This window comes from Neisseria shayeganii, from assembly GCF_014054965.1.
Lineage (GTDB): Bacteria > Pseudomonadota > Gammaproteobacteria > Burkholderiales > Neisseriaceae > Eikenella > Eikenella shayeganii.
Genome location: NZ_CP059567.1, coordinates 486851 through 510740, shown reverse-complemented (window position 1 = coordinate 510740; position 23890 = coordinate 486851). Strand labels below are relative to the sequence as shown.

The 23890-nt window shown below is 58.7% G+C and carries 19 protein-coding genes and 1 pseudogene; 10 read left to right on the top strand and 10 right to left on the bottom strand.

Annotated features, from left to right (window positions below):
• Positions 1-33 precede the first annotated feature (33 nt).
• Together H3L94_RS02400 and H3L94_RS02395 are read left to right on the top strand one after the other, a co-directional pair.
• The gene (locus H3L94_RS02400) at positions 34-1077 is read left to right on the top strand and encodes a metallophosphoesterase (RefSeq protein WP_182122514.1); all 1044 of its coding nucleotides are present in this window, start codon (positions 34-36) and stop codon (positions 1075-1077) included.
• Positions 1078-1129: 52 nt separating this feature from the next.
• Complete coding sequence (locus H3L94_RS02395) at positions 1130-1891, top strand: sulfite exporter TauE/SafE family protein (protein ID WP_182122513.1); 762 nt, start codon at positions 1130-1132, stop codon at positions 1889-1891.
• 75 nt (positions 1892-1966) lie between these two features.
• Here H3L94_RS02395 and H3L94_RS12285 read toward each other — a convergent pair.
• The 8 genes and pseudogenes from H3L94_RS12285 to def form a co-directional block, all read right to left on the bottom strand.
• A pseudogene (locus tag H3L94_RS12285) lies at positions 1967-2107 on the bottom strand (lipoprotein signal peptidase); the annotation flags it as partial.
• A gap of 36 nt (positions 2108-2143) precedes the next feature.
• Positions 2144-3241, bottom strand: coding sequence for a tRNA (uridine(54)-C5)-methyltransferase TrmA (gene trmA, locus H3L94_RS02390; protein ID WP_182122512.1), 1098 nt, complete (start codon positions 3239-3241; stop codon positions 2144-2146).
• A gap of 117 nt (positions 3242-3358) precedes the next feature.
• On the bottom strand, positions 3359-4633 hold the full coding sequence (locus H3L94_RS02385; protein ID WP_182122511.1) for a sigma-54-dependent transcriptional regulator: 1275 nt from the start codon (positions 4631-4633) through the stop codon (positions 3359-3361).
• Positions 4620-6728 (bottom strand): sensor histidine kinase, encoded by a 2109-nt coding sequence (locus H3L94_RS02380; protein WP_182122510.1) that lies wholly within the window; start codon positions 6726-6728, stop codon positions 4620-4622. The genes H3L94_RS02385 and H3L94_RS02380 overlap by 14 nt, the downstream gene beginning before the upstream one ends.
• Before the next feature lie 13 nt (positions 6729-6741).
• Positions 6742-7296, bottom strand: a complete 555-nt coding sequence (locus H3L94_RS02375; protein WP_182122509.1) for a DUF4390 domain-containing protein — start codon at positions 7294-7296, stop codon at positions 6742-6744.
• Positions 7297-7384: 88 nt separating this feature from the next.
• Entirely contained in the window at positions 7385-8644 is a 1260-nt protein-coding gene (gene rsmB / locus H3L94_RS02370; RefSeq protein WP_182122508.1) for a 16S rRNA (cytosine(967)-C(5))-methyltransferase RsmB, read from the bottom strand.
• A complete protein-coding gene (fmt, locus tag H3L94_RS02365) occupies positions 8641-9573 on the bottom strand; it encodes a methionyl-tRNA formyltransferase (RefSeq protein ID WP_182122507.1) in 933 nt (310 codons plus the stop codon). Before fmt ends, rsmB begins: the two co-directional genes overlap by 4 nt.
• Before the next feature lie 22 nt (positions 9574-9595).
• Positions 9596-10099 (bottom strand): peptide deformylase, encoded by a 504-nt coding sequence (gene def / locus H3L94_RS02360; RefSeq protein ID WP_009118779.1) that lies wholly within the window; start codon positions 10097-10099, stop codon positions 9596-9598.
• A gap of 187 nt (positions 10100-10286) precedes the next feature.
• On the opposite strand from def, the gene H3L94_RS02355 reads away from it, so the two are divergent.
• Positions 10287-11540, top strand: coding sequence for a LysM peptidoglycan-binding domain-containing protein (locus H3L94_RS02355; RefSeq protein ID WP_182122506.1), 1254 nt, complete (start codon positions 10287-10289; stop codon positions 11538-11540).
• Positions 11541-11900: 360 nt separating this feature from the next.
• On the opposite strand, the gene H3L94_RS02350 is transcribed toward H3L94_RS02355, so the two are convergent.
• Both H3L94_RS02350 and H3L94_RS02345 read right to left on the bottom strand, forming a co-directional pair.
• Positions 11901-13310: a dihydrolipoyl dehydrogenase gene (locus tag H3L94_RS02350; RefSeq protein ID WP_182122505.1), complete on the bottom strand. Its 1410-nt coding sequence runs from the start codon at positions 13308-13310 to the stop codon at positions 11901-11903.
• Positions 13311-13482: 172 nt separating this feature from the next.
• Positions 13483-14229, bottom strand: a complete 747-nt coding sequence (locus H3L94_RS02345) for a glutathione peroxidase (RefSeq protein WP_009118784.1) — start codon at positions 14227-14229, stop codon at positions 13483-13485.
• Between the two features lie 328 nt (positions 14230-14557).
• Between H3L94_RS02345 and H3L94_RS02340 the strand changes: the two genes are divergently transcribed.
• From H3L94_RS02340 to capA, 7 genes are all read left to right on the top strand, one after another.
• Positions 14558-15055 carry a disulfide bond formation protein B gene (locus H3L94_RS02340; protein WP_244958809.1) on the top strand — a complete coding sequence of 166 codons (498 nt, stop codon included), beginning with the start codon at positions 14558-14560 and terminating at the stop codon, positions 15053-15055.
• Positions 15056-15065: 10 nt separating this feature from the next.
• On the top strand, positions 15066-15644 hold the full coding sequence (gene pth / locus H3L94_RS02335) for an aminoacyl-tRNA hydrolase (RefSeq protein WP_182122503.1): 579 nt from the start codon (positions 15066-15068) through the stop codon (positions 15642-15644).
• Between the two features lie 117 nt (positions 15645-15761).
• Positions 15762-16466 (top strand): hypothetical protein, encoded by a 705-nt coding sequence (locus tag H3L94_RS02330; RefSeq protein ID WP_182122502.1) that lies wholly within the window; start codon positions 15762-15764, stop codon positions 16464-16466.
• Between the two features lie 147 nt (positions 16467-16613).
• The gene (gene ubiD, locus H3L94_RS02325; RefSeq protein WP_182122501.1) at positions 16614-18092 is read left to right on the top strand and encodes a 4-hydroxy-3-polyprenylbenzoate decarboxylase; all 1479 of its coding nucleotides are present in this window, start codon (positions 16614-16616) and stop codon (positions 18090-18092) included.
• A 354-nt stretch (positions 18093-18446) separates the two neighbouring features.
• Complete coding sequence (locus tag H3L94_RS02320) at positions 18447-19808, top strand: purine-cytosine permease family protein (RefSeq protein WP_182122500.1); 1362 nt, start codon at positions 18447-18449, stop codon at positions 19806-19808.
• Positions 19809-19907: 99 nt separating this feature from the next.
• Complete coding sequence (gene capB / locus H3L94_RS02315; protein ID WP_182122499.1) at positions 19908-21647, top strand: caprolactamase subunit beta; 1740 nt, start codon at positions 19908-19910, stop codon at positions 21645-21647.
• A gap of 126 nt (positions 21648-21773) precedes the next feature.
• Positions 21774-23855 carry a caprolactamase subunit alpha gene (capA, locus tag H3L94_RS02310; RefSeq protein WP_182122498.1) on the top strand — a complete coding sequence of 694 codons (2082 nt, stop codon included), beginning with the start codon at positions 21774-21776 and terminating at the stop codon, positions 23853-23855.
• Positions 23856-23890: the final 35 nt, after the last annotated feature.

The following is a 23890-nucleotide window of genomic DNA, read 5'->3' as shown; positions in this document are numbered from 1 at the left end:
TTCGGGCGTGCTTCTCTTTTTCCGATGCACGCTATGCAAGCCGAACAACTTTTCCGCACCCTGCCCGCCGGCCAGCCGCTCGACATCATCGGCGACGTCCACGGCGAAATCGACGCCCTGCTTTCCCTGCTGCACCACTTGGGTTATCGCACCGACGGCAGCCACCCGCACAACCGGCTGCCGGTATTTGTCGGCGACCTCTGCGACCGAGGCCCCGACAGCCCTGCTGTTTTGGCGCTGGTTGAACAATGGATGGCCAACGGCCGCGCTCAAGCCGTGCTCGGCAACCACGAAATCAACCTCATCACCCACGACCCGAAAGACGGCTCCGGCTGGTATTTCCCCGAACGGGCCGAACGCGATGCCCGCCAATACGCTCCCTGGCGGCACCACCCCGAACCGGATAAAACCGCTTTGGCCGAACGGTTGGCACAATGGCCGCTGGTTCTGCTGCGAGACGACATCCGCATCGTTCACGCCGCCTGGCTGCCCGACGCCCTTGACGACATCCGCGCCAATCTGCATCAAGCCGACACCCTGCCCGGCCTCTACCGCTTCTTCGAGCAACGTATGGAAGAAGAAGCCAAACAAGCCGATTGGTATGCAGGCTACCTGAAAGAGCAAGAAACCCATGCCGCCCAGATAGAGCAGCCCGACGCCGAACTGCCTTTTCTGCTCGGCACCGCGCAATACGACCTCCACCGCAACGGCAGCAACCCCATCCGCAGCCTGGTCAGCGGCATCGAAACCGCGGTGAATGCCCCTTTCTACGCCAACGGCCGCTGGCGCTTCACCACCCGCCTGCCTTGGTGGCAAACCTACCACAGCCCCACCGCCGTTGCTTTCGGCCACTATTGGCGCCGCTGGCCCAACCTCGGCCAAAACCGCCTGTTTGACGAAGCCGCCGACAGCCCGCTCGGCACCAGCCGCAACGCCTACTGCGTGGACTACGCCGTCGGCGCCCGCTGGCGCAGCCGCCGCCACGACGGCGATCCGCAGGCGTACCGCCTCGCCGCCCTGCGCTGGCCGGAAAAAACGCTGCTTTTCGATAACGGCGAATGTGCCGCTTTACGCTGAACCAAGGCATCTCGTCTCCCCATCCTCCGCCTACTCCCCAACGCCGAATACGATGACCGACTTCACCTTTTGGCACTATCTGGCCATTTTCCTGCTCGGCATTGCCGCCAGCATCATCAACATCATGGCAGCCGGCGGCTCCAATCTCACCTTGCCGATGATGATGGCTTTCGGTGTCCCGCCCGACATCGCCAACGGCTCCAACCGGGTCGGTATTTTCCTGCAATCGCTTACCGGCCTGCGCGGTTTTGCCAAGGCGGGCAAAATGCCCACCACCGATTTGCGCGGCATCCTGCTGCCCACCCTGGCCGGCGGCCTACTCGGCTCCCTGTTGGCCGCCTTCCTGCCCAACAGCCTACTGAAGCCGCTACTGTTGGGCGCCATGTTGGCCGTCGCCACCCTGATGGCGGTCAAACCCAATCTGCTGCTGGCGGGAGAAGGCCGCCACGCCAAGACAGTGCGCGAAACCCCGAGAGCCGCCGCTTGGCTATTTGCCGCCGGCGTGTACGGCGGATTTGTGCAGGCAGGCGTTGGCTTTCTGATGCTGCCCATTTTGGTCGGCCTGCTGCATTACGATCTCTTACGCGGCAACGCGCTGAAAATTGCCTGCACCCTCGGCTTTACCTCGGTTGCCTTGGCCGTGTTTCTGGTTAACGGCCAAATCTGGTGGGGCATCGCTCTCAGCCTGGCGGCCGGCAACATCATCGGCGCCCAACTCGGCGTGAAGCTGGCCCTTTCCATTCCCGCCGAACGGATGCGCTGGCTTCTGTTTGCCATGACCTTGGCCGCCGTAGTCATGGCGTTTCTGAAGTAGCCCCACACCCGCCAAGCAAACAGCCGAAACCGGCCATCGGTTTCGGCTGTTTATTTGCCATCGTTTATCGGTCTCAGGCTGAGACCTTTGCAAACCCCCCAGATGTGGATGCAGTTCAAGGCGTAGCAGCACAGTGAGTGCAGACATATCATATAGATAGGCAAGCGAACGAGCAGTGCACAACGCAGAAATGCGCCGCAGATGGGGGTTTTGCAAAGGTCTCAGGCTACCTGAAAGCCAAAACTAATACCCTTAACGCTTCTTCAACAGCAATCCACTCTCGATATGCGGGGTAAACGGAAACTGGTCGAACAAAGCCGCGCGTTCAACACGGTGGCTGGGCAGCAAGGCATCCAGATTGGCGCGCAAGGTGTCGGGGTTGCAGGACACATAAATAATGTGCTCAAAGCGGCTCAATAAAGCCAGCGTATCGGCGTCAATGCCGGCGCGCGGCGGATCAACAAACACAGTGGAAAAACGGTAATCGGCCAACTCGATGCCCTGCTCTTTCAAACGGCGGAATGCACGCTGCCCTTGCCAGGCTTCGGTAAACTCCTCTGCCGACAAGCGGGCCAGCCGGATATTGTCGATGCCGTTGGCCGCCATATTCCATTGCGCCGCCTGCACCGATGTTTTCGATACCTCGGTGGCCAGCACCTGATTGAAATGGCGCGACAAGGGCAAGGTAAAATTGCCGTTGCCGCAGTAGAGTTCCAACAAATCGCCACCCAAACCCTGTGCGGCCGAACACGCCCACGCCAACATCTGGCGGCACATCTGTGCATTGGGCTGGGTAAAGCCGCCTTCTGGCTGGCGGTATTGCCATTGCCGCCCCTCCACTTCCAACACTTCGGTCACAAAATCCTGCGCCAACACCACCTTCTGCCCGCGACTGCGGCCGATGATCATGATGCCCAGCGCCTGTTGCAAGGCAGTGGCGGCAACCTGCCAAGACTCATCCAGTTTTTTGTGGTAAATCATGCTGACCAGCATCTCGCCGCTTAAAGTGGCGAGAAATTCGCATTGATACCAGCGGTTTTTCAACACCGGCATCTTTTTTACCGCCTCCAGCAAACGCGGCATCAGGCGGTTAATGGCTTCGGCCGCCGGCGGAAAATCTTGCAGACGGATCAGCGAAGCCGCCCCCGCTTTCTGGCCGGGCGCAAACATGGCATAACTGATTTCTTCGCCTTCATGCCAAATGCGGAATTCTGCCCGCATCCGATAGTGCTGTTCGGGCGAGGCGTGCACGGCCCAATCCGGCATGGCAATGCCTGCAAACAATTCTTGCAGGCGGGCGGTTTTCTCGGCAAGTTGCGCCGCATAGCGCGGGCTGTGATGGGTGTTCATGAGCAGAAGGTTATCTCAGATTAAACAATACGGTTAATAAATCTTCCCGGCAAAAAATACAGCAGGCTACCTGAAAGCTTTCAGGTAGCCTGAGCGCCAAGCGCAGCAAGCGGCATCTTATTTGCCCGCATTGCGGCGGTTGAATTGGATGCCGAGCTGTTTGAGCTTGCGGTAGAGATGGGTACGCTCCAAGCCGACTTTCTGGGCCACCCGGCTCATATTGTAGTCTTCCTGGGCGATGTGGTATTCGAAATAGCGCCGTTCCAAATCTTCACGCAATTCGCGCAGCGGCAGATCAAAATTGAAACCGCCCACCATCTCGGTCGGCTGATTCAGCGTGAACTGCTTGAGCACGGTTTGCACGGCATCCACGCCGATTTCGTTTTTATCGGCGGTTAAGGTGATGCTTTTCACCACGCTGCGCAACTGCTCGAAATTGCCCGGCCAGTCGTATTGGCGCAGGGCATTGAGGGCGGCGGTGTTGAAACGCACCGACGACGCCACCTCACTGCCGGCGGAGAGCTCGTTGATGATCTGGCCGACCAAAAACACAATGTCGTCGGGTTGGCTGCGCAGCGGCGGAATCGACACCATCAGCGCGGAAAGTTGGTTGAGCAGACGGCTGTCCTGCTCGGGCCGCACCAACAGCTCCTGCAAAGGCTGGCTGCAGGCGCAGACGATGCGCACATGGTAGCGTTCGGCCTTGCCCAACATAAACAGAATGCCCTGCTGCACGGTTTTGCCGTACTGGGCGATGTCGCCCAAATACAGCACGCCGTTGCCGGCTTTTTGCAGCAGTTCGATGGGGGTGCTGCTGATTTGTTCGATTTTGCCGGGCTCTACCCACGGTGTGTTGCCGTTGTGGAAGTAGCGGGCCACCATTTCAAACGGCGAACCGGGCTCGCCGGTCAGCAAAACGGGCGATTGGGTGCGGGCGGCGCGCTCCAGCTGCTGGTTGAGCGCTTTGATTACCTCGCTGTTGCCCAGCTTGTCCAGCGACATACTGGAAGCGGCCTGCACTTCGCCGTGTTTCAAGGCCCGTTCCACTGTGGCCAACAATTTTTGCAGGGCAATCGGTTTTTCCAAAAAATCCAAGGCGCCGATTTTGGTGGCCTCGACTGCGGTGTCAATGCTGGCGTGACCGCTCATCATCACCACCGGCATATTGAGCTGGCCGGATTTGGCCCATTCTTTCAGCAGGGTGATGCCGTCGCAGTCGGGCATCCAGATATCGAGCAGCACCATGGCCGGCCGGGTTTGGTTGCGCAGCTGGCGGGCCTCCTCGGCGTTCTCGGCCAAAGTCACCGTATAGCCTTCGTCTTGAAGGATTTCAGACAGCAAATCGCGGATGCCGACTTCATCGTCTACAATCAAAATATCACTGCTGCGCATCGTTCTCCACCAATAGGGGTAAGGTTATTTTCACACACGCTCCGCCATCGCGGCGGTTGGACAAGCTGATCCGGCCGTTGTGTTCTTCCACGATTTTTTTTACTACCGGCAAACCCAGCCCGGTACCGGAAGGCTTGTCGGTCACATAGGGATCAAAAGCATGGTGCAGCATATGCTCGCTGAAGCTTTTACCGTTGTTCAACACAGTCAGGACAATCTTGCCTTCTTCTTCCTGCGTGTCGATCTGTACTTCCGGCCGCTCGGCTTCGGCAGCGGCTTCGGCGGCATTTTTGAAAATATTGTGCAGCACCTGCCGTATGGCGCCGGCATCCGCTTCAATATAGGCCTTTATATTACTCAAATTGGCTTGAAATGTACAACCCGCGCCCTCGTAGAGCAGCAGCAGCTCTTCAATCAAGCGGTGCAGATCGAGTTTTTCCAGATTCAGTTTCGGTGCTTTGGCGTAATTGCGGAAAGCTTCCACCATATCTTTCATGGCGGCTACCTGATTGACGATGGTATCGGTGGCGCGCATCAGCATGGCGGCGTCTTTATCGGCCAGTTTGTCGGCCAGCTTCCACGCCAGGCGCTCGGCTGAGAGCTGGATGGGCGTGAGTGGATTGCGGATTTCATGCGCCAGCCGCTGCGCCACCTCACCCCACGCCGCTTCTTTTTGGGCGCGTACCAAAGCCGTGACATCGTCGAACACCAGCACCGTACCGGAACCGTTATCTTCCGGCAGCCGGGTGGCTTTACCCAATAAAATCCGAGCCTCGTCGGCGGAAGTATAAGGAATCTGTACGGCTTGATCGGCCTCCACCGTATCCAAAATGGTGAGCAGCACCTCGCCGACCAAAGCACGCTCGATACCCTGTTTGTGCCAGGCATGAACATCACTGCCCATCCAAGCCGACACGGCCTGCCCCAATATCTGCTCTGCGCTGTCGTTGCAGGTTTTCAGGTAGCCTGCTTCATCAAGCGTGACCACGCCGCTGGTCAAGCTGGACAGCACACATTCCAAATAATGCCGTGCCGCCTCCTGCTCGCTGCGCGCCACATCCAATTGGGCCGTCATGTGGTTGAACAAAGTGGTCAGCCGGCCCAATTCGTCATTGCGGTACACCTTCTGCATCTGCGTGTAATCACCCTGCGCCACCGCACGTGCGCCGGAAGCGAGCGCCAGAATCGGCGCCACAAAACGCTGGGCAAAATACAGCGCAATCACCAGCGCCAATAAAATTGCCAGCAGGGTGGCCACCAATAGAGTAAACAGGAAAAACGTCTGCAGCCCTTCTTTGGCATAGCTCACTTCGGCATAGCGGGCGCGGGCAGACTCGATCAGGGTCACGTCATCGGCCACCTGCTCGGGCACCGGCTGGCGGAAAAACAGCACATACCTCTGGCCGTGGATTTCCGGCAAGGCCAGCCAGCCCTGCGCATACAGCACATTGCGGATGCTCTCCAAATTACGCACCGAGCCGTTTTGACGGATGGCCGCCAAAACTTCCTGACTCAGGTGCGGCGGCATCAAATCGCTTTGGCGGCGGAATTCGGCCGCCAATTCACGGGTAGCGGCGTCATACAGGGCCAGCTGGCTGAAAGCCTGCTCTTTGTCCACATACTGCAAAGCCGCCCGCGCATCCTGCTGCAAAGACATTTCGCCGATTAAGGCTACCTGAATACTGCCGGCCCGACGCACCGAAGTATCCAAAGACAAATCCAGCGCCGATTTGCTCAAACTCAGGCTGCGGGCCAGCGCTTCTTCGGTTTCGTTGCCGAACCAAGAATTGATGCTGTGGGAAATAAACTGCGCCGACACACCGAACAAAAACAAACCCGGCAACACCGCCACCAGCATAAACATCAGCGCCAGCCGGGTGGCAATCTGCGAGCCGAACACCCGCTTGCGCCGATTGCGCCACAATTTCCACAATTGAACCAATAATACCGACAATAAAGACAACAGCAACAAGCCGCTGAGCCCCAGCACCCACCAAAAATACTGCGACAACTTGCTGCCATGTCCGGTGGCCAGGGCCAACACATACAGGGCCAAGGTTCCCAATACCGCCACCACCATTAAAAATCGGCGCATCTTTTCGGCCACCTCAGCGGGTATTGACGGTGAGTTTCTGCCAACCGGAATCCAGCTGCCAGTTTTTGGAGGTCACGCCGTTAATTTGGAAGGGGCGCGGCAAATCGCTGATGCTGAGGCTGAGGCGCACATCGGCGGCCACCTCTTCCGCTTTGGCATCCGACAGGGCACCCTTGTTCAGCACCTGCCAGTTGGCCACCGCACCCACGGCGCGCAAAGCGTTTTGCAAGCTGCCGTACTCGGTGGAAAAAGTGCCTACGGTCACGCGGTAGCCGTCGGTCAGCGGATGGTAAGTGAGTTTGTAATTGATGGTTTGCGCCGAACCCACCAGTTGGCTGAGACGCGAACGGTAGGCCGTCCAAGTGGGCGACTGCAAACGGTAGCTGAGTTCGAAATTGAGCGGCACACCTTGTTTTAAGGCTACCTGAAGCTGATCGGGCAGATCGGTTTGAAAACGGCTGTTGATGGAAAGCTGCCCGTTTTGGGTTAAAGACGCAGTAGCACGGGAGGCGTTGATGCCTTCTGCCGAAGCAGAGGCTGCGGCCAAGGCCAAACACAACGCTGCCAACCCCGCTCCGAAACCACGCCGGCGGCAGGCACATTCAGCCTGTCTGCCGTCCGGCAGGCGCGGCAAACGCAACAGGGCGGGCCGTATTTCAGCCCATTTTGTCGAGAAGCGCGTAGTAAAAGCCATCTTGTCGGTCATTCGGTAACAGGGTTTCGCTGCGCTGGCACACCGCATCGGCATGCCGTTGTAGAAAATACTGCAGCTGGCCGTCGTTTTCTTCATGAAACAGCGAGCAGGTGGCCAGCAGCATCCGTCCGCCCGGCTTCACCAGCTGCCAGAGCTGGTCGAGTAATAGCGTTTGCTGGGCGGCGGTTTTCGCCGCATCTTGCGGACGGCGCAACCATTTGATGTCGGGGTGGCGCCGCACCACTCCGGAAGCAGTGCACGGCACATCGGCCAACACGGCGTCAAACGGAGGGCCATCATAACACGAAGCCCATGCCGCTGCGTCAGCCGCTTCAGTGTGCGCCTGCAGACCCAGGCGCTGCAAATTGTCACGCACCCGCTGCAAGCGGTAGGCATCAATATCCAAGGCAGTCAAACGGCAATCGGCCCATTCCAACAGATGCCCGCTTTTGCCGCCCGGCGCGGCGCAGGCATCCAATACCCTCTCGCCATCGTGCACATCCAGCCATTCGGCGGCCTGCTGCGCCCCCCAATCCTGCACCGAGACCACACCCTCGGCAAACAGAGGCAGAGCGTCCACTGGCACCGCCTCGGCCAACATCAGCGCATGGCTGCCCAACACCGTGCCGTCCATGCCGTACTCGCGCAACACGTTCAGGTAGCCTTCCGCATCCATACGGCGGCGATTGACCCGCAAAGTCATCGGCGGATGGCGGTTGAACGCAGCGGCAATATTATGCCAATGCTTCGGATAATCGGCACGCAAGCGCTGCAACCACCACGCCGGCAAATTGTACTTGCCGACTTCATTGCCGGCCGCGGCACGCAGCAGCGCTTCGCGCTCGCGCAAAAAACGGCGCAGCAGGGCGTTACACAAAGATTTGTACTGCCCTTTGCCGATACGCGAAGCCGCCCGCACCGCCTCATTCACCACCGCATACTCGGCGTTGCGGCTGTAAGCCAGCTGATACAGCGCCACCAGCATCAGACTGCGGATATCCGAACGCTGTAAAGGCTTATTCAGCATACTGTCCAACACCGCATTGAGGCTACCTGAAAAGCGCTGCACACCGAAAGCCAGGTCTTGCAAAGCGCCGCGCTCCTGCGCCGTCAAGCCGGGATGCTCGCGACGGATATCGGCCAGCACATCAGACAAATTGCGGCCGTCTTTCACCGACTGCACCGTTTGCGCGGCCAAAGTCTGCACCGAAGACAAACTCATGCATCCGCTCCGAAACGGCTGCCTGCCGCCAAATGGCGGCCGGCGGCAAAAGCCGACGCGCTCATGCGCTTGCCGCCGGCCGGCTGCACGGTTTGCAGGGATAAAGCGCCTTCGCCGCAAGCCACCACAATGCCGTTGCCGTCCGCACGCAAGACGGTGCCTGGTTCGCCCTTGCCTTCGGCCGGCACCGCCGCCCAAATTTTCATCGGTTTGCCGCCATAATCCAGCCATGCGCCCGGCACCGGATTGAAGGCGCGGATTTTGCGTTCGATGACCGCCGCAGGCTGCGTCCAATCCACTTCGGCTTCGGCTTTGCTTAATTTTGGCGCATAAGTCACCCCTTCTTCCGGCTGGGCTTGCGCCACCCGGGCCTGATAATGTTGCAAATCAGCAACAATCGCAGCCGCCCCGATCGACATCAAAGCGTCATGCACCTCTTGGGCCGTATCGTTTGCCCGAATCTCATAAGAATGGCGGCTCAACACGGCACCGGTATCCAAACCCGCATCCATCTGCATGATGCAAACACCGGTTTCGGCATCACCGGCCTCAATCGCCCGCTGTATCGGCGCCGCACCGCGCCAGCGCGGCAGCAAAGACGCATGGATGTTCAAACAGCCGTAACGCGGAATGTCCAACACCGCCTGCGGCAAAATCAAACCGTAAGCGGCCACCACCATCACATCGGCTTCGCACTCGCGCAGTATCTGCCAAGCGGCTTCATCACGCAAAGTCGGCGGCTGCTCTACCCGCAATCCCAAATCCAACGCCGCTTCTTTTACCGGCGAAGGCTGCAGCTGCATGCCGCGCCCTTTGGGGCGGTCGGGCTGGGTCAGCACCAGCGGAATCTCAAAACCGGCCTCGGCAATTGCCTTCAGGGCAGCGGCGGCAAAATCCGGCGTACCGGCAAAAATCACTTTACGAATCATGCTTTCAGGTAGCCTTCCACGCTCACAAGGTATGCTTTTCCATTTTGCGCATTTTGGTTTTGATGCGGTCTTGTTTCAGACGGGACAAATATTCCACAAACACTTTACCGTTTAAATGATCGATTTCGTGCTGGATGCAAATGGCCAACAAACCGTCTGCCTGCAGAGTGTATTTTTCGCCGTGCTCGTTGAGGGCTTCCACCGTCACGTTTTCCGCACGGGTCACCTTATCGTAAATACCGGGTACCGACAAACAGCCTTCCTCATACACGGTTTCGCCGTTCTTCTCGATGATCATCGGGTTAATCAGCACGCGCAGCTGACTGCGGTCCTCCGACAAGTCCATCACGATTACCCGCTCGTGCACATTTACCTGCGTGGCGGCCAAACCGATGCCGCGCGCCTCATACATGGTTTCCGCCATATCGGCCACCAGCCGGCGGATGCGGTCGTCCACCTCCGCCACCGGCTTGGCCACCGTGTGCAGGCGTTCGTCGGGATAATGCAAAATATTCAGTAAAGCCATTTGCTGCTACTCTCAATCAATGTGTGGGTTGTTTGGCCTCTCAGCCCTAAAAACTCGGCTTATTTCGGGCGGGATACTGGCGTAACCGCCCTAAAATGTTCTATGATTCTGTTAATTTCAGCTACAACAACGTAAATAAAGCGTTATTCGAAAAATCCGACTTTTCAAAATCAAAGGGAAACATCTTATGCAAAAACGTATTATAACCCTGCTTTGCGCCATTGGCTTAACCGTTTCTCCGCTGATTGCCAGCGCCCAGCAAATCCGCCTGCGCGCCGACGCGCCCGCCCGCTATACCGTCCGCCAAGGCGATACTTTGTGGGGCATTTCCGGCAAATACCTGCAACGCCCGTGGCAATGGCGCCAACTGTGGGGCGCCAACCGCAGCAGCATACGTAATCCGCATCTGATTTATCCTGGCCAAGTGCTGGTGTTGAGCTACGTCAACGGCCAACCGCGCTTGGGCGTGGAAAGCGGCATCCCCACCATCAAACTGCAGCCGCGTATGCGCGAAACCTCTTCGGGTTACGGCATTTCCACCATCAACATGAACTACTACCGCATGTTCATGCGCCACCCGCAGGTCATCCCGCAAATGGACACCAAAGACGCCCCGCGCCTCATCGCCGGGCCGGGAAACAAAACCATGTATTCTTTGGGTGACCGCGTGTACGCACACGGCGTGAGTGAACCGGGCGAATACTTGGTGTACCGCCCCGTCAAAGACATCCGCGATCCCGACACCGGCAAATACTTAGGCCAACAAGTGGTGTTCACCGGCAAACTGGCCACGCTGCCGGTGACCAACAGCGCGCTCGACGCCCGCTCGGAACAGGATGCCGAACAACTTCCCGACAACGAATACTACACCCGCCTGCACCCCTTGGTGCGCATCCCCACCCAAACCGCCCAAGCCCTGCAGATCCGCGAGCAAGTAGCCGAAATCCGCAAAGGCGATTTTCTACTGCGCTATAACGGCGAAGAAGATGCCTTCAATATGATGCCCCATGCACCGGCCCAGCCGATTCGCGCCAAAATCGTGAACATCTTGGAAGGCGTGAGCGAAGCCGGCCAATTCAGCACCATTACCCTCAACAAAGGCTCGGCAGACGGCTTAAACAAAGGCACCGTATTGAGCATTTACAGCCAACGCCGCCAAGTCCGCGTGGACAGCAGCGACCGTCCCACCGGCAAATTTGTCAGCATTCCTTCCGAGGAGCTGGGCTTGGCCATGGTATACAGCGTGGGCGAGCATGTGTCATCCGCCATTATTCTGGAGTCCACCAGCAATGCGTCTGTGGGCGACTTGGTGGCCGAACCCAGCCGCGATTTGGACAACATGAGCAACGACACCCGCCATGTGCCGAATACCCCTCAAGGCCCGTACAACTACGAGCACCATCAATTCGATATCCGCAGCAATATCGATCCGACCCGCTAACACATGGTTTTTTCTGAGCCAAAGGCTACCTGAAACCGCTTCAGGTAGCCTTTATTGATGCGCTACCCGAGCAAAACAAACGCTGCCTGCTTGTCATGCTTTCCAACAATCGTCAGTTTGGATAAGCAAACCTGAGACCTTTATAAAACGCCATCTGCGGCACACTTCTGCATTGTGTGTTTCTGCCCCGAGTACCGCTCACTCGCTTAGCCTTGTATGTAATAGGTCTGTCCTACGGAGATTGCTAGCGTTCACACTCACCGCACTACTACGCCTTGCACTGCATCCGCACCTGGGCTTTTTGAAAAGTCTCAGGCTACCTGAAGCCTTTCAGGTAGCCTGTTTTTTGATTGGGCAGGTTTACGCCAATTTGGCTGCCACATCGCGCAAAGCGGTGCGGACACCTTCTTCAATCACCGGATGATAGAACGGCATATCCAGCATTTGGCCGATGGTCATTTCCTGCTGGTGCGCCCACGCCAACAAATGGGCCAAGTGCTCGGCGGAAGGGCCGATGCCTTCTGCGCCGAGGAAACGGCCGCTGGCACGATCGGCATAGACGCGCAAATGCCCCTGGTTCACCAGCATCACGCGGCTGCGGCCTTGATTGTGGAACGATACCTCGCCCACTGCTATGGATTGGGCAAAATCCTCTCCATATTGCTGCTCCAGTTGGGCGAATTTGGCACCCACGGTCATGATTTGCGGACTGGTAAACACCACGCCGATCAGGCTGCGGCGCAAACCGGGGCGGATGTCTGGATAGCGGCCGGCATTGTCGCCGGCAATCTTGCCTTGGTCGGCCGCTTCGTGCAGAAGGGGAATTTGGTTGGAAGCATCGCCGGCAATGAAAATATGCGGGATGCTGGTCTGCATGGTCAGCGGATCGGCTTCAGGCACGCCTTGTTGGTCGGTTTGGATGTCCAAAACGTCCAAGCCAATCTGGTCCACATTGGGGCGGCGGCCAACCGCAGCCAGCAGATAATCGGCCGTCAGCACGCCGCTCTCGCCGTCTTGCGTCCAAGCCACTTCCACCTGCCCCGCTTCATTCAGGCGCACTTCGGTTTCTGCATTCAGGTGCAACACCAGCTCTTGGCCGAAAATGTCACGTGCTTTTTCCAGCACCACGGGGTCGGAAATGCCGCCCAAAGAGCCGCGCATGCCGAAAATCTCGACGCGCACGCCCAAGCGGCTCAGTGCCTGCCCCAACTCCAAGCCGATCACGCCCGGGCCGAAAACGGCCACGCTCTCAGGCAGGGTATCCCATGAAAAAACGTCGTCGTTCACAATCAGACGATCGCCCAAGGCTTGCCACTGGGGCAGAATCAAGGGGCGGGAACCGGTGGCAATCACAATCCGCTCGGCATGGATTTGGGTGTGATCATCCACCTGCACAGTGTGCTCGTCGATGAAGCGCGCTTTGCCCAAGATACGGCGCTCGGCCGGCCATTCTTCCACATCGCTCAACACGAAGCCGACAAAGCGGTCGCGCTCTGATTTGACGCGCGCCATCACGGCCTCGCCGTTAATGCGGATGCTGTCTTGATCCAGCGTCACGCCGAAAGGCTCGGTGTGGCGGGCGTGATGGGCGGCCTCGGCGGCGGCAATCATCAGTTTGGACGGCATGCAGCCGACGCGGGCGCAAGTGGTGCCGAAATGGTGGTCTTCGATCAGATAAACGTTTTCGGTGTGCTGGCGCGCGTTACGGAAGGCGCTCATGCCGGCCGTGCCGCCGCCAATCACCACCACATCGGCATTCAGTTGTTTCATTATGGTTTCCTTAAAAATAAAAACAGGGTTTCGATAAAATGGATAAGCGTTTCAGGTAGCCTGTTTGCTCCGGCACAAACTGGTACAAACTCAAGCAGGCTACCTGAAAAGCCTGAAGGGAATTAAAGAGCCGCTTATCCAGCGGCTCCCATGGGTATGTGTTTATGGTGTATTAGGCAAAGTATTTTTCCAGCTCTTCGCTGCCGCCGATGTATTTACCGCCGATAAATACTTGCGGAGCGGAAGTTTTGCCGGTAATGGCGCGTACGGAAGTGGTGCTGGCGTCTTTGCCCAACACGATTTCTTCGTAAGCGAGGCCTTTTTCTGCCAGCAGTTCTTTGGCTTTGGCGCAATATTGGCAGCCGGGCTTGGTGAAGATGGCCACAGACTCTTGTGCTTTCCAGTTCGGATCGATGTGTTTCAGCATGGTGTCGGCATCAGACACTTCGAAGGGGTCGCCTTCTTTTACCGGCTCGATGAATACTTCTTCAATCTTGCCGTCTTTTACCAACATGGAGTAGCGCCAAGAGCGGTCGCCGAAGCCCAGCTGGTCTTTGCTCACCAACATGCCCATGCCTTTGGTGAATTCGCCGTTGCCGTCGGGCACGACTACGATGTTTTCGGCTTCTTGGTCGGCCAACCAAGCGTTCATCACGAACGTATCGTTTACCGAAATGCACGCAATGGTATCTACGCCGCGGGCGTAAAACTCTTTGGCCAGCTCGTTATAGCGCGGCAGGTGGGTGGAAGAACAGGTGGGGGTAAAGGCGCCGGGCAAGGAGAAAACGGCTACGGTTTTGCCTTTGAACAGATCGGCGGTGGAAACGTCTTTCCAAGCATCGCCTTGGCGGGTGTGGAACACCACGTCGGGCACATTTTGACCAACCAGTTCGTCACGGGTTTTGATGTTGACTGACATAAATCTCTCCTTAGCTAAGAGAAGGTGTGAAAATTAAAGATAAATTAAACTTGCGCAGTATAGCGGCTGCTGACGGATTTGTATAATTTACAGTTCAAATAATACAAATTGATTTGCACTATAACTGTTCCAACTGCCTCCCGACTCTTGCCGGCTGCCTGAGCAGCAAGGGAAGCTGACTGACCGCAACAAGCCATCAAGCGCCCTGCGCCTGTTTTCAGCTTGGGCAAGTCGGGAGATTTTCAAGTCGGCTCCGATGAGAGAATACGGTTTCACATTCCCCACCCTCTCGGTTTACAATTCAGGCTACCTGAAAGGAGCGGCACGCATGAACGTGTATCGGAAAATTTTATTGTCTGTGGCAGCTTTGGCTGCTTTTTGTACGGCCTTCTCCCTGTGGATGCAGTACGGCTTCGGCTTCGATCCCTGTGTCATGTGCATTGTGCAACGCATGGCCATTTTATTTGCCGGCCTGGCGGCCTTCGTTTTGGCCTGGCTGCCGCAACGCCGAATGTGGGCGCGCCTTACCGCCGCCGTCGGCGTCAGCATCCCCGCTGCGTGGGCGGCTTGGACGGCCGTGCAACAACTGCACCTGCAAAGCCTGCCGCCGGCGCAACAACCTTCCTGCGGCGCCCCTTGGACCTTCCGCCTGCAAAACGCGCCTTTGTTTGATTGGTACGAACCGCTGATTCGCGGTTTCGGACAATGCGGGGTGATAGAAAAATTTCTGGGCGTACCGTTTCCCTGGTGGTCTCTGCTCGCCTGCGCCGCCATGCTGGCCGCAGTATGGGGCGGCTTGTGGTACAGCCGACGTTTTGAACAATAATGGTTGATCTATGAATGTCATCAAATTGGTGGTGGGCCTCGGCAATCCCGGCCCGGAATACGCCGACACCCGCCACAACGCCGGCTTTTGGCTGGCGGACGAACTGGCCTGGCAATGGAAAGCCGCCTTCAAAGAAGAAAAAAAGTTTTTCGGTGAAACCGCACGCGCCAAGCTGCCCGGCGGCGAAGTGTGGCTGCTGAAACCGAATACCTATATGAACCGCTCCGGCCAAGCCGTGCAGGCCCTGGCCCAATTTTATAAGATTGCGCCGCAGGAAATTCTGGTGCTGCACGACGAATTGGACATCGCGCCCGGGCGCATCAAATTTAAACTCGGCGGCGGCAACGGCGGCCACAACGGCCTGAAAGACATTCAAGCCAAGCTGGGCAGCGCCGATTTCTACCGCCTACGCCTCGGCATCGGCCACCCGGGCGAGCGCAACGAAGTGGTGAACTACGTTTTGAAAAAACCGCGCGCCGAAGAGCGCGAGCTGATTGATGCCGCCGTGCGCCGTTCGGCAGAAAACATGGGGCTGATCCTCAGCGGCGACTTTGCCGCCGCACAACGGCAGCTGCATGCGGCCGCCTAACGGCAGATACCGCCGCTGCTCATCCGCTTAATCCGCTTCACACACGCTTGAAAATACATCAAAATCAGCCTTCACCCGACAAACCGGATTTTAAGGATTAAGAACAAGGAGAAGAAAATGAGCACCATGCTGAAAACCGTATATGGCTTGGCCGTTGCTTTGGCCGCCGCCCCCGCACTGGCCGGCCCCGCGCAAACATACCAAGTCAAAGACCCGTATCAGCAGCAGCACTTGGAAATTAGAGGCAACCGTTTCGACATCAACACCGTTGGCGCCAACAGCAACCTCTGTCAAATTGACGGCCGCTTCCAGCGGCAAGGCAACCGGGCGGTTTTCAAAGACGGCGAGGGCTGCGAAGTCCGCTTCCGTTTTGAGCACGACCGCGTGACGGTAGACAGCCCTACCGAAGCCGCCGCCACCGCCTGCCGCCACAATTATTGCGGCCATAACGTTATTTTTACCGGTGAATACAGCCGCCTGCCCGCCGCCTGCACCGATCAAGGCATCAAAAACAGCGAACAGCGCTTTCAGGTAGCCTACCGTGCCGGCCGCTTTGCCGAAGCGGCTCGGATTCAGCAACACAGCCTGAACCGCTGCGAAGACTTTATGTGGTTCATCGACCGGATGAGCGCCCGCAACAATTTGGCGGCAGCGCACAAAAATGCCGGTGACCAAGCTGCCTGCCGCCGCGCCTTGACCCCCTTTGTCGCCGACCCGGCGAAAGGCCCCGACATCGAATTCAATCTCTCCACTATTTGGCGCGAAGATTTCGACCGCCAACTGCAAGCGGCGCAATCCCACTGGCAGCAATGCCAACCCTAGCCGCCGTTTAACGGGCAAGGTCCGGCACCCTGCCCGCACGGCCAACGCCATACCGACGGGAAACCGACAACGGTTTCCCGTTTCCGGCAGGCGGCATCCCAAGCGCCTCCTGCCGGCTTTTCAGGTAGCCCCATTCACCAAAACATCATGAAATACCAAGACCTCAGAGACTTTATCGCCATGCTTGAGCGCGAAGGCCGGCTCAAGCGCATTGCCCGACCGGTGTCGCCGCATCTGCAAATGACCGAAATCGCCGACCGCGTATTGCGCGCCGAAGGCCCGGCCTTGCTGTTTGATCAGCCGGTGCGCCCAGACGGTTCGCGCTATGGTTTTCCCGTGCTGGCCAATCTGTTCGGCACGCCCGAACGGGTAGCAATGGGCATGGGTGCGGCGGATGTTTCGCAATTGCGCGAAATTGGCAAAACGCTGGCTTATCTGAAAGAGCCGGAGCCGCCCAAGGGCATAAAAGACGCCTTTGCCAAATTCCCGCTCTTGAAAGACATTTGGAGCATGGCGCCGCATGTGGTGAAAAAAGCGCCGTGCCAGGAAATCGTGATCGAAGGCGACGACGTCGATTTAAACACCCTGCCGATTCAGCATTGTTGGCCGGAAGACGTGGCGCCCTTGGTCACCTGGGGGCTGACCGTGACCCGCGGCCCGCATAAAAAACGCCAGAATCTGGGCATTTACCGCCAACAGTTAATCGGCAAAAACAAGCTGATCATGCGCTGGCTGGCGCATCGCGGCGGCGCACTGGATTTTCAGGCGCATAAAAAAGCCCACCCCGGCGTGCCCTATCCGGTGGCGGTGGTGTTGGGCTGCGACCCGGCCACCATTTTGGGCGCGGTGACGCCGGTGCCGGATACCTTGAGCGAATACCAGTTTGCCGGATTGCTGCGCGGCTCGCGCACCGAATTGGTGAAATGCATCGGCAGCGATTTGCAGGTGCCCGCGCGTGCCGAAATCGTGCTCGAAGGCGTGATCCACCCCGACGAAACCGCGCTGGAAGGCCCGTATGGCGACCACACCGGCTATTACAACGAGCAGGATTGGTTCCCCGTGTTGACGGTGGAACGCATCACCATGCGCGAAAATGCCGTGTACCACAGCACTTATACCGGCAAACCGCCCGACGAGCCGGCCGTGCTGGGCGTAGCCTTGAACGAGGTGTTCGTGCCGCTGCTGCAAAAGCAGTTTCCCGAAATCGTCGATTTCTACCTGCCGCCCGAAGGCTGCTCTTACCGCATGGCGGTGGTCAGCATCAAAAAACAATACGCCGGCCACGCCAAGCGGGTGATGATGGGCTGCTGGAGCTTTCTGCGCCAGTTTATGTACACCAAATTCATCGTGGTGGTGGACGACGATGTGGATTGTCGCGACTGGAAAGAAGTGATTTGGGCCATCACCACCCGCATGGACCCCGTGCGCGATACGGTGCTGGTGGAAAACACGCCCATCGATTACCTCGATTTCGCCAGCCCGGTTTCCGGCCTCGGCGGCAAAATGGGCTTGGACGCCACCAACAAATGGCCGGGCGAAACCCAACGCGAATGGGGCCGCGTGATCCAGCGCGACCCGGCTACCGTAGCGGCGGTAGACGCCATGTGGAGCGAATTGGGCCTCTGATTCCCTCCGACTGCCAACAGGCTACCTGAAAACATTTGGCTGCGCAGAAACTGCGTTGCCCGTTTTCAGGTAGCCTGTTTTGCGTTTCTGCGCCTTAGCAGAAGCCTGTTTCGGGCTGAGACCCTTCCCCTTTTCGCTTTTTCTTTTCCGCAGTGCAGCACAAGTTGCACGCTGGGCACAATTTTCCTGCACTCTGGTACAAGTCAGTCTCGAGCCTTCGCTTTAATCTGCGTCCCTAGCGGAGCCTTCCCCGCCATATCACAAACCTTCCGTTTTCTACATCGGAATCCGCCCGCCGCCCGAGCCGCTTCGGCAAACGGCAGACAATCCAAACCACTATAAAGGAGAAACCTCATGGCCGGTGTGATGCAAAACCCCAAGCCCCAAGCGGCCGACGATGCCGTTTCGGATGTTTCCACCGAAATCGTCAGCGAACACGACCGCGCTTCCAAAGGCTCGCTCACCATGGCTTGGTGGGCGGTGTGCAGCGCGGTGTTTTTCATTGTGGTCGGCATTGCCATGGCGCGCGCCTACGGCACCATGAACGCCATCATCGGCCTGTTGGTGACCGTGGTGTGTTACAGCGTCATCACCGCAGTGCTCACCCGCTACGCCATCCACACCGGCTTGTCGGTGGGGCTGTTTTCGCGGGTGTTGTTCGGCGCCAAAGGCGCGGCGCTGGCGACGCTGATTTTCTTTGCCACCGCCATTTACTATGCCGTGTTTGAGGGCGCGGTGATTGCGGTGGCGCTCAACCATATGTATCCGGGCATTTCCTACACCGTCGCCGCGCTGATTGTGGTGCTCTACAGCGTGCCCTTGGTATTCGGCAGCGTGCAAAACTGGCTCGACAAATTTAACGGCGTGCTGCTGCCGTTTTACGTGCTCGGCCTCTTGGGCGCGGTGGCGCTGGCCACGGCCAAATACGGCTACAGCAACGACTGGCTGTCGATGGGCCCGGCCGACGCCTCGCCCTGGGGCTGGTGGAATGTGTGCGTGTATTACATGGGCGTGTGGGTGATCACCATGTTTGCCTTCGATTATGCGCGCTTCGGCAAAAAAGAAGACGTCCAATACCACACGCTCATCAACTTCGGCGCGCCGTTTTACCTGGTGGCCTTCGTGCTCAGCGGCCTGGCCGGCATCTATTTGGTGAGCATTATTCCGCACGGCGAAGAATTGTCGGAAATCACCATTGCCTTCAGCCTCATCGAGCTGATGGGCATCTTCGGCCTGATCTTTGTGTGGATTACCCAAACCCGCATCAACACCGCCAACTATTTTGTGGCCACCACCAATATGCAGGCCTTCTTCAAAGACACGCTGCGCCTGAACTGGAGCAAGATGGTGTGGGCGATTGTGGTGGGCGTGGTGGTGTTTTTGCTGATGCTGGTGGACGTGTTTGCCTATCTGTTGCAGGCCCTGGCCTATCAAGGCATTTTCGTGGTGGCCTGGGTGGCGATTGCGCTGACCCACATCCTGCACCCGCGCCGCATTCAAATTTTTGGCGAAGTGCCGCAAATCCGCAGCGCAAAACTGCCTGCCTTCGAGCGCAGCGGTCTGGTGGCCTGGTTCGGCGCCACCATCGTCGGCGTGATTCTGATGAACATCGGCGGCGTGTGGACCAACTGGTATGCCACCGTCACCTTCTTCACCGCCGCCATCCTCTATGCGCTGCTGATGCCCAAACACAAACAAAACGTGATTGCCGATTAAGCCCTGCTTCAGGCTACCTGAAAGCCGCCTGAGGGTTTCAGGTAGCCCACAGCCCCACCGATGGATTCCGTTTCATCATTCAATAACGAGGAGTAAACCATGAGCCACATCGATCCCATCACCCTATCCGTGGTGCGCGGCGCGCTGGAAACCGCCCAGCGCGAAATGACGCTCACCCTGGAGCGCACCGCCCGCTCCAGCGTGTTCAATCTGGCGCACGACTACAGCAACGCCCTGTTCGACCATCTGCCGGAAATGATTCTGCAAGGGCAGGACATCCCCATTCACCTAGGCTCGCTGATGCCGGCCATGAAAGCGGTGGCCGAATATTTCGGCGACGACATCCACGAAGGCGACGTGATTTACCACAACGACCCGGTGATGAAAGGCAGCCACATTCTCGACTGCTGCATGTACAAACCGGTGTTCTACGAAGGCAAGCTGGTGTTTTGGGCGGTGTGCAAAGGCCACGTCACCGACATCGGCGGCCCGGTGCCCGCCGGCTACAACCCCGACGCCAAAGAAATCTACGCCGAAGGCCTGCGCATTCCGCCGGTGAAACTGTGGGACAAAGGCAAACGCCGCGACGACGTGATTAACCTCCTGCACAGCAATATGCGCGCCCGCCACAACCAGGAAGGCGATTTGAACGCCCAATACGGCGCCTGCCGCGTGGGCGAGCGCAATATGATCCGCCTGCTCGACAAATACGGCGTGGAAACCGTGCAGGCGGCGATTGCCGAACTGAAAAACATGGCCGACCGCCACATGCGCTCGCTGATTGCCTCCATTCCCGACGGCAGCTACCGCGGCGAAGCGGTGCTGGAAGATTCCGGCCACGGCATGGGCGACCTCACCATCACTGCCGACATCACCATCAAAGACGACAATGTGCACATTGCCATTTCCAGCCCGCCGCAAGTGCCTTATTTCATCAACTCCTACGAAGGCAACTCCATGTCGGGCGTGCTGCTGGGCCTGATGATGTTCGCCCAAGTGCCGCCGCCCTACAACGAAGGCCTCTACCGCTGCGTCACCGTAGACATGGGCCCCAAAGGCACGCTGTGCAACGCCAAAGAGCCGGCCCCGCACGTCAACTGCACCACCACGCCGATGGAAACCCTCACCGACGCCGTGCGCAAAGCCTTTGAGGCCGCCGCCCCCGACCGCATCAGCGCCTCCTGGGGCCACGCTTCCGGCATCAACATCGCCGGCATCAACCCGGACACCGGCGAGCAATACGTTACCATGGTGTTGGCCTCCATCATTTCCGGCGCCGGCGCCACCCAAGTGATGGACGGCTGGCATGCCTGCGGCCCGCTGTGCTGCTTCGGTGCCTTGAGTTCCGGCGACATCGAATTGCTGGAATACCAATACCCGATTCTGATCCACAAATACGGCCTGACCCCCGACTCCGGCGGCGCCGGCCGCTACCGCGGCGGCTGCGGCACGGTGTGGGAAGTGGAGCCGCTCAACCACACCATGACCGTGATCGCCTTCGGCGAAGGCCGCCAGATTCCCACCATGGGCGCGGCAGGAGCGCAAGACGGGCTGCCCGAGCGCAAACTCGGCCGCCTCGAAATCGACCTGCCCGACGGCAGCACCGCCGTACACATCCAAAACACGCTCACCACCATCGAGCCCGGCCAGCGCGCGCGCAACTACAACCCCGGCGGCGGCGGCTACGGCCACCCGCATGATCGCCCGGCCGCCGATGTGGCGCTGGATGTAAAACGCGGCATCGTGTCCGCCGAAGCAGCCGAGACCGAATACGGCGTGGTGCTGAATGCCGACTTCAGCGTGGACGAAGCCGCCACCGCCGCCCGTCGCGCCGCCTGACGCCACTCCGTAGGGCGGGCATCCCTGCCCGCCTAAGCAACACACCGGCTTTCAGGTAGCCCATCTTCACCACAGGCTACCTGAAAGCCCCCAAAAATTGAAAACCAATCATACAAAGGAAACACCATGAAAAACGAATTCCGACTGGGCGTGGACGCCGGCGGCACCTTCACCGATTTCGTGCTGGCCGAGCGCGACGGCAGCATCCATCTGTTCAAAGCCCCCTCCACCCCCGAAGACGGCACCTTGGCGATTGCCGCCGGCCTGGCGCAGATGGCGGAAAAATTCAACCGCCCGGTGGAAGACATCATCCAAAACTGCGACTTCTGCATCAACGGCACCACCGTGGCCCTCAACGCCCTGATTCAGCTCAAAGGCGTGAAAGTGGGCCTGCTCGCCACCGCCGGCCATGAAGACAGCATCGAAATCCGCCTCGGCCACAAAGAAGAAGGCTACCGCTACGACGCCAGCTATCCGCCCGCGCCGCAACTGGCGCCGCGCGAACTGCGCTTCCCGGTGCGCGGCCGCATCCTCGCCGACGGCAGCGAGCGCGAACCCTTAAACGAAGACGACATCCTCAAAGCCATCGAAGCCTTCAAACGCGAAGGCGTGGAAGCCGTGGCCATTTCCTTTGTATGGTCAATCAAAAACCCCGCCCACGAACAACGCGCCAAAGCCCTGATTCAACAGCACCTGCCCGATGTGTTCGTCTGCTGCGGCAGCGAAGTGTATCCGCAAATCCGCGAATACACCCGCACCTCCACCACCCTGGTCAACGCCTACCTCAGCCCGGTGATGGCCGCCTATGTGCGCAAAATCGACCAATACTTCAAAGACCTGGGCGCAGCGCAACCGGTGCGCTACTTCCAGTCCAACGGCGGCCTGGCCGTGGGCGACATCATGCGCGAACGCGCGGTGAACGCCATCAACTCCGGCCCCGCCTCCGCCCCGCAAGCCGGCCTGTTCATCGCCGCCCCCTTCGGCATCGACAATGTGATTACCGTGGACATGGGCGGCACCTCGTTTGACATCACCCTGGCCAAAGGCGGCCAAACCAGCCTCAACCGCGACATCGACTTCTTGCGCAACCGCATCGGCGTGCCTATGATCCATGTGGAAACCCTGGGCGCGGGCGGCGGCTCGATTGCCCACGTCAACACCTTCGGCATGCTTGAAGTCGGCCCGCAGAGCGCCGGCGCCACCCCCGGCCCCGCCTGCTACGGCAAAGGCGGCACCCGCCCCACCGTCACCGATGCCAACCTCGCCCTGGGCTACCTGAAACCCAATGCCGTGCTCGGCAAAAGCGTGACCCTCGATGCCGACAAAGCCCACCGTGCGATTAAAGAACACATCGCCGACCCGCTCAACATCGACACCGCCCACGCCGCCTACGGCATCAGCGCCATCGTCAACCAAAACATGGCCAACGGCATCCGCCGCATCACCATCGAGCAAGGCTACGACCCGCGCGACTTCGCCCTCATTTGCGCCGGCGGCGCCGCCGGCATGCACATCATCCCGCTGGCCGAAGAAATGGGCATCAAACAGGTGCTGGTGCCCAAATTCGCCTCCTGTCTGTGCGCCTTCGGCCAGATTATTTCCGATGTGAAATACACCTATCTGGCCACCGAAGCCATGCTGGTGGCGCCCGACGCCGACTTCGACTCGCTCAACGCCACCTTAGCGCGCATGGAAGCCGAAGGCATCAAACGCCTGAAAGAAGACGGCTTTAGCGATGCCGACATCGTCATCGAGCGCAGCATGGAAATGCGCTATCTGGGCCAAATCCACGAATGCACGGTGCAGGTGCCCAACGGCAACATCGACGCCGACTTGGCTCTGGAGATTCTCGATGCCTTCCACCGCCGCCACGAGGCGCTGTTCACCTACTCCGAAGCCGACAGCCCCGTGGAGCTGGTGAACGTGGAAGTCACCGTGCGCGGCTGCGTGGAGAAACCGCAAATTCCGCATATTCCCAGCGCCACCACCGGCGTGGAAGACGCGCTTACCGAGCACCGCAACATGATCTTCGACGGCAGCCACCACTGGATCAACAGCCCGGTGTACGACGGCACCCGCATTGGCGCCGGCCACACCGTACACGGCCCGGCCCTGATTGAAGAGCCCACCACCACCATCGTCATCAAACCCGGCTGGCAGGCCTATCTGCACGAATCCGGCACCTATTTGCTGACACCGGAAGAATAATTCCGCGCCAAGCCAGCAACAGCCTTTCAGGTAGC

Bases quoted from the DNA above. Each gene is read 5' to 3' on its own strand.
- ubiD (WP_182122501.1), top strand. From the start codon at position 16,614: ATGAAATACCAAGACCTCAGAGACTTTATCGCCATGCTTGAGCGCGAA.
- H3L94_RS02330 (WP_182122502.1), top strand. From the start codon at position 15,762: ATGAGCACCATGCTGAAAACCGTATATGGCTTGGCCGTTGCTTTGGCC.
- H3L94_RS02355 (WP_182122506.1), top strand. From the start codon at position 10,287: ATGCAAAAACGTATTATAACCCTGCTTTGCGCCATTGGCTTAACCGTT.
- trmA (WP_182122512.1), bottom strand. From the start codon at position 3,241: ATGAACACCCATCACAGCCCGCGCTATGCGGCGCAACTTGCCGAGAAA.
- capA (WP_182122498.1), top strand. From the start codon at position 21,774: ATGAAAAACGAATTCCGACTGGGCGTGGACGCCGGCGGCACCTTCACC.
- H3L94_RS02380 (WP_182122510.1), bottom strand. From the start codon at position 6,728: ATGCGCCGATTTTTAATGGTGGTGGCGGTATTGGGAACCTTGGCCCTG.
- H3L94_RS02350 (WP_182122505.1), bottom strand. From the start codon at position 13,310: ATGAAACAACTGAATGCCGATGTGGTGGTGATTGGCGGCGGCACGGCC.
- H3L94_RS02395 (WP_182122513.1), top strand. From the start codon at position 1,130: ATGACCGACTTCACCTTTTGGCACTATCTGGCCATTTTCCTGCTCGGC.
- fmt (WP_182122507.1), bottom strand. From the start codon at position 9,573: ATGATTCGTAAAGTGATTTTTGCCGGTACGCCGGATTTTGCCGCCGCT.
- rsmB (WP_182122508.1), bottom strand. From the start codon at position 8,644: ATGAGTTTGTCTTCGGTGCAGACTTTGGCCGCGCAAACGGTGCAGTCG.
- pth (WP_182122503.1), top strand. From the start codon at position 15,066: ATGAATGTCATCAAATTGGTGGTGGGCCTCGGCAATCCCGGCCCGGAA.
- H3L94_RS02400 (WP_182122514.1), top strand. From the start codon at position 34: ATGCAAGCCGAACAACTTTTCCGCACCCTGCCCGCCGGCCAGCCGCTC.
- H3L94_RS02340 (WP_244958809.1), top strand. From the start codon at position 14,558: ATGAACGTGTATCGGAAAATTTTATTGTCTGTGGCAGCTTTGGCTGCT.
- def (WP_009118779.1), bottom strand. From the start codon at position 10,099: ATGGCTTTACTGAATATTTTGCATTATCCCGACGAACGCCTGCACACG.
- H3L94_RS02320 (WP_182122500.1), top strand. From the start codon at position 18,447: ATGGCCGGTGTGATGCAAAACCCCAAGCCCCAAGCGGCCGACGATGCC.
- H3L94_RS02345 (WP_009118784.1), bottom strand. From the start codon at position 14,229: ATGTCAGTCAACATCAAAACCCGTGACGAACTGGTTGGTCAAAATGTG.
- capB (WP_182122499.1), top strand. From the start codon at position 19,908: ATGAGCCACATCGATCCCATCACCCTATCCGTGGTGCGCGGCGCGCTG.
- H3L94_RS02385 (WP_182122511.1), bottom strand. From the start codon at position 4,633: ATGCGCAGCAGTGATATTTTGATTGTAGACGATGAAGTCGGCATCCGC.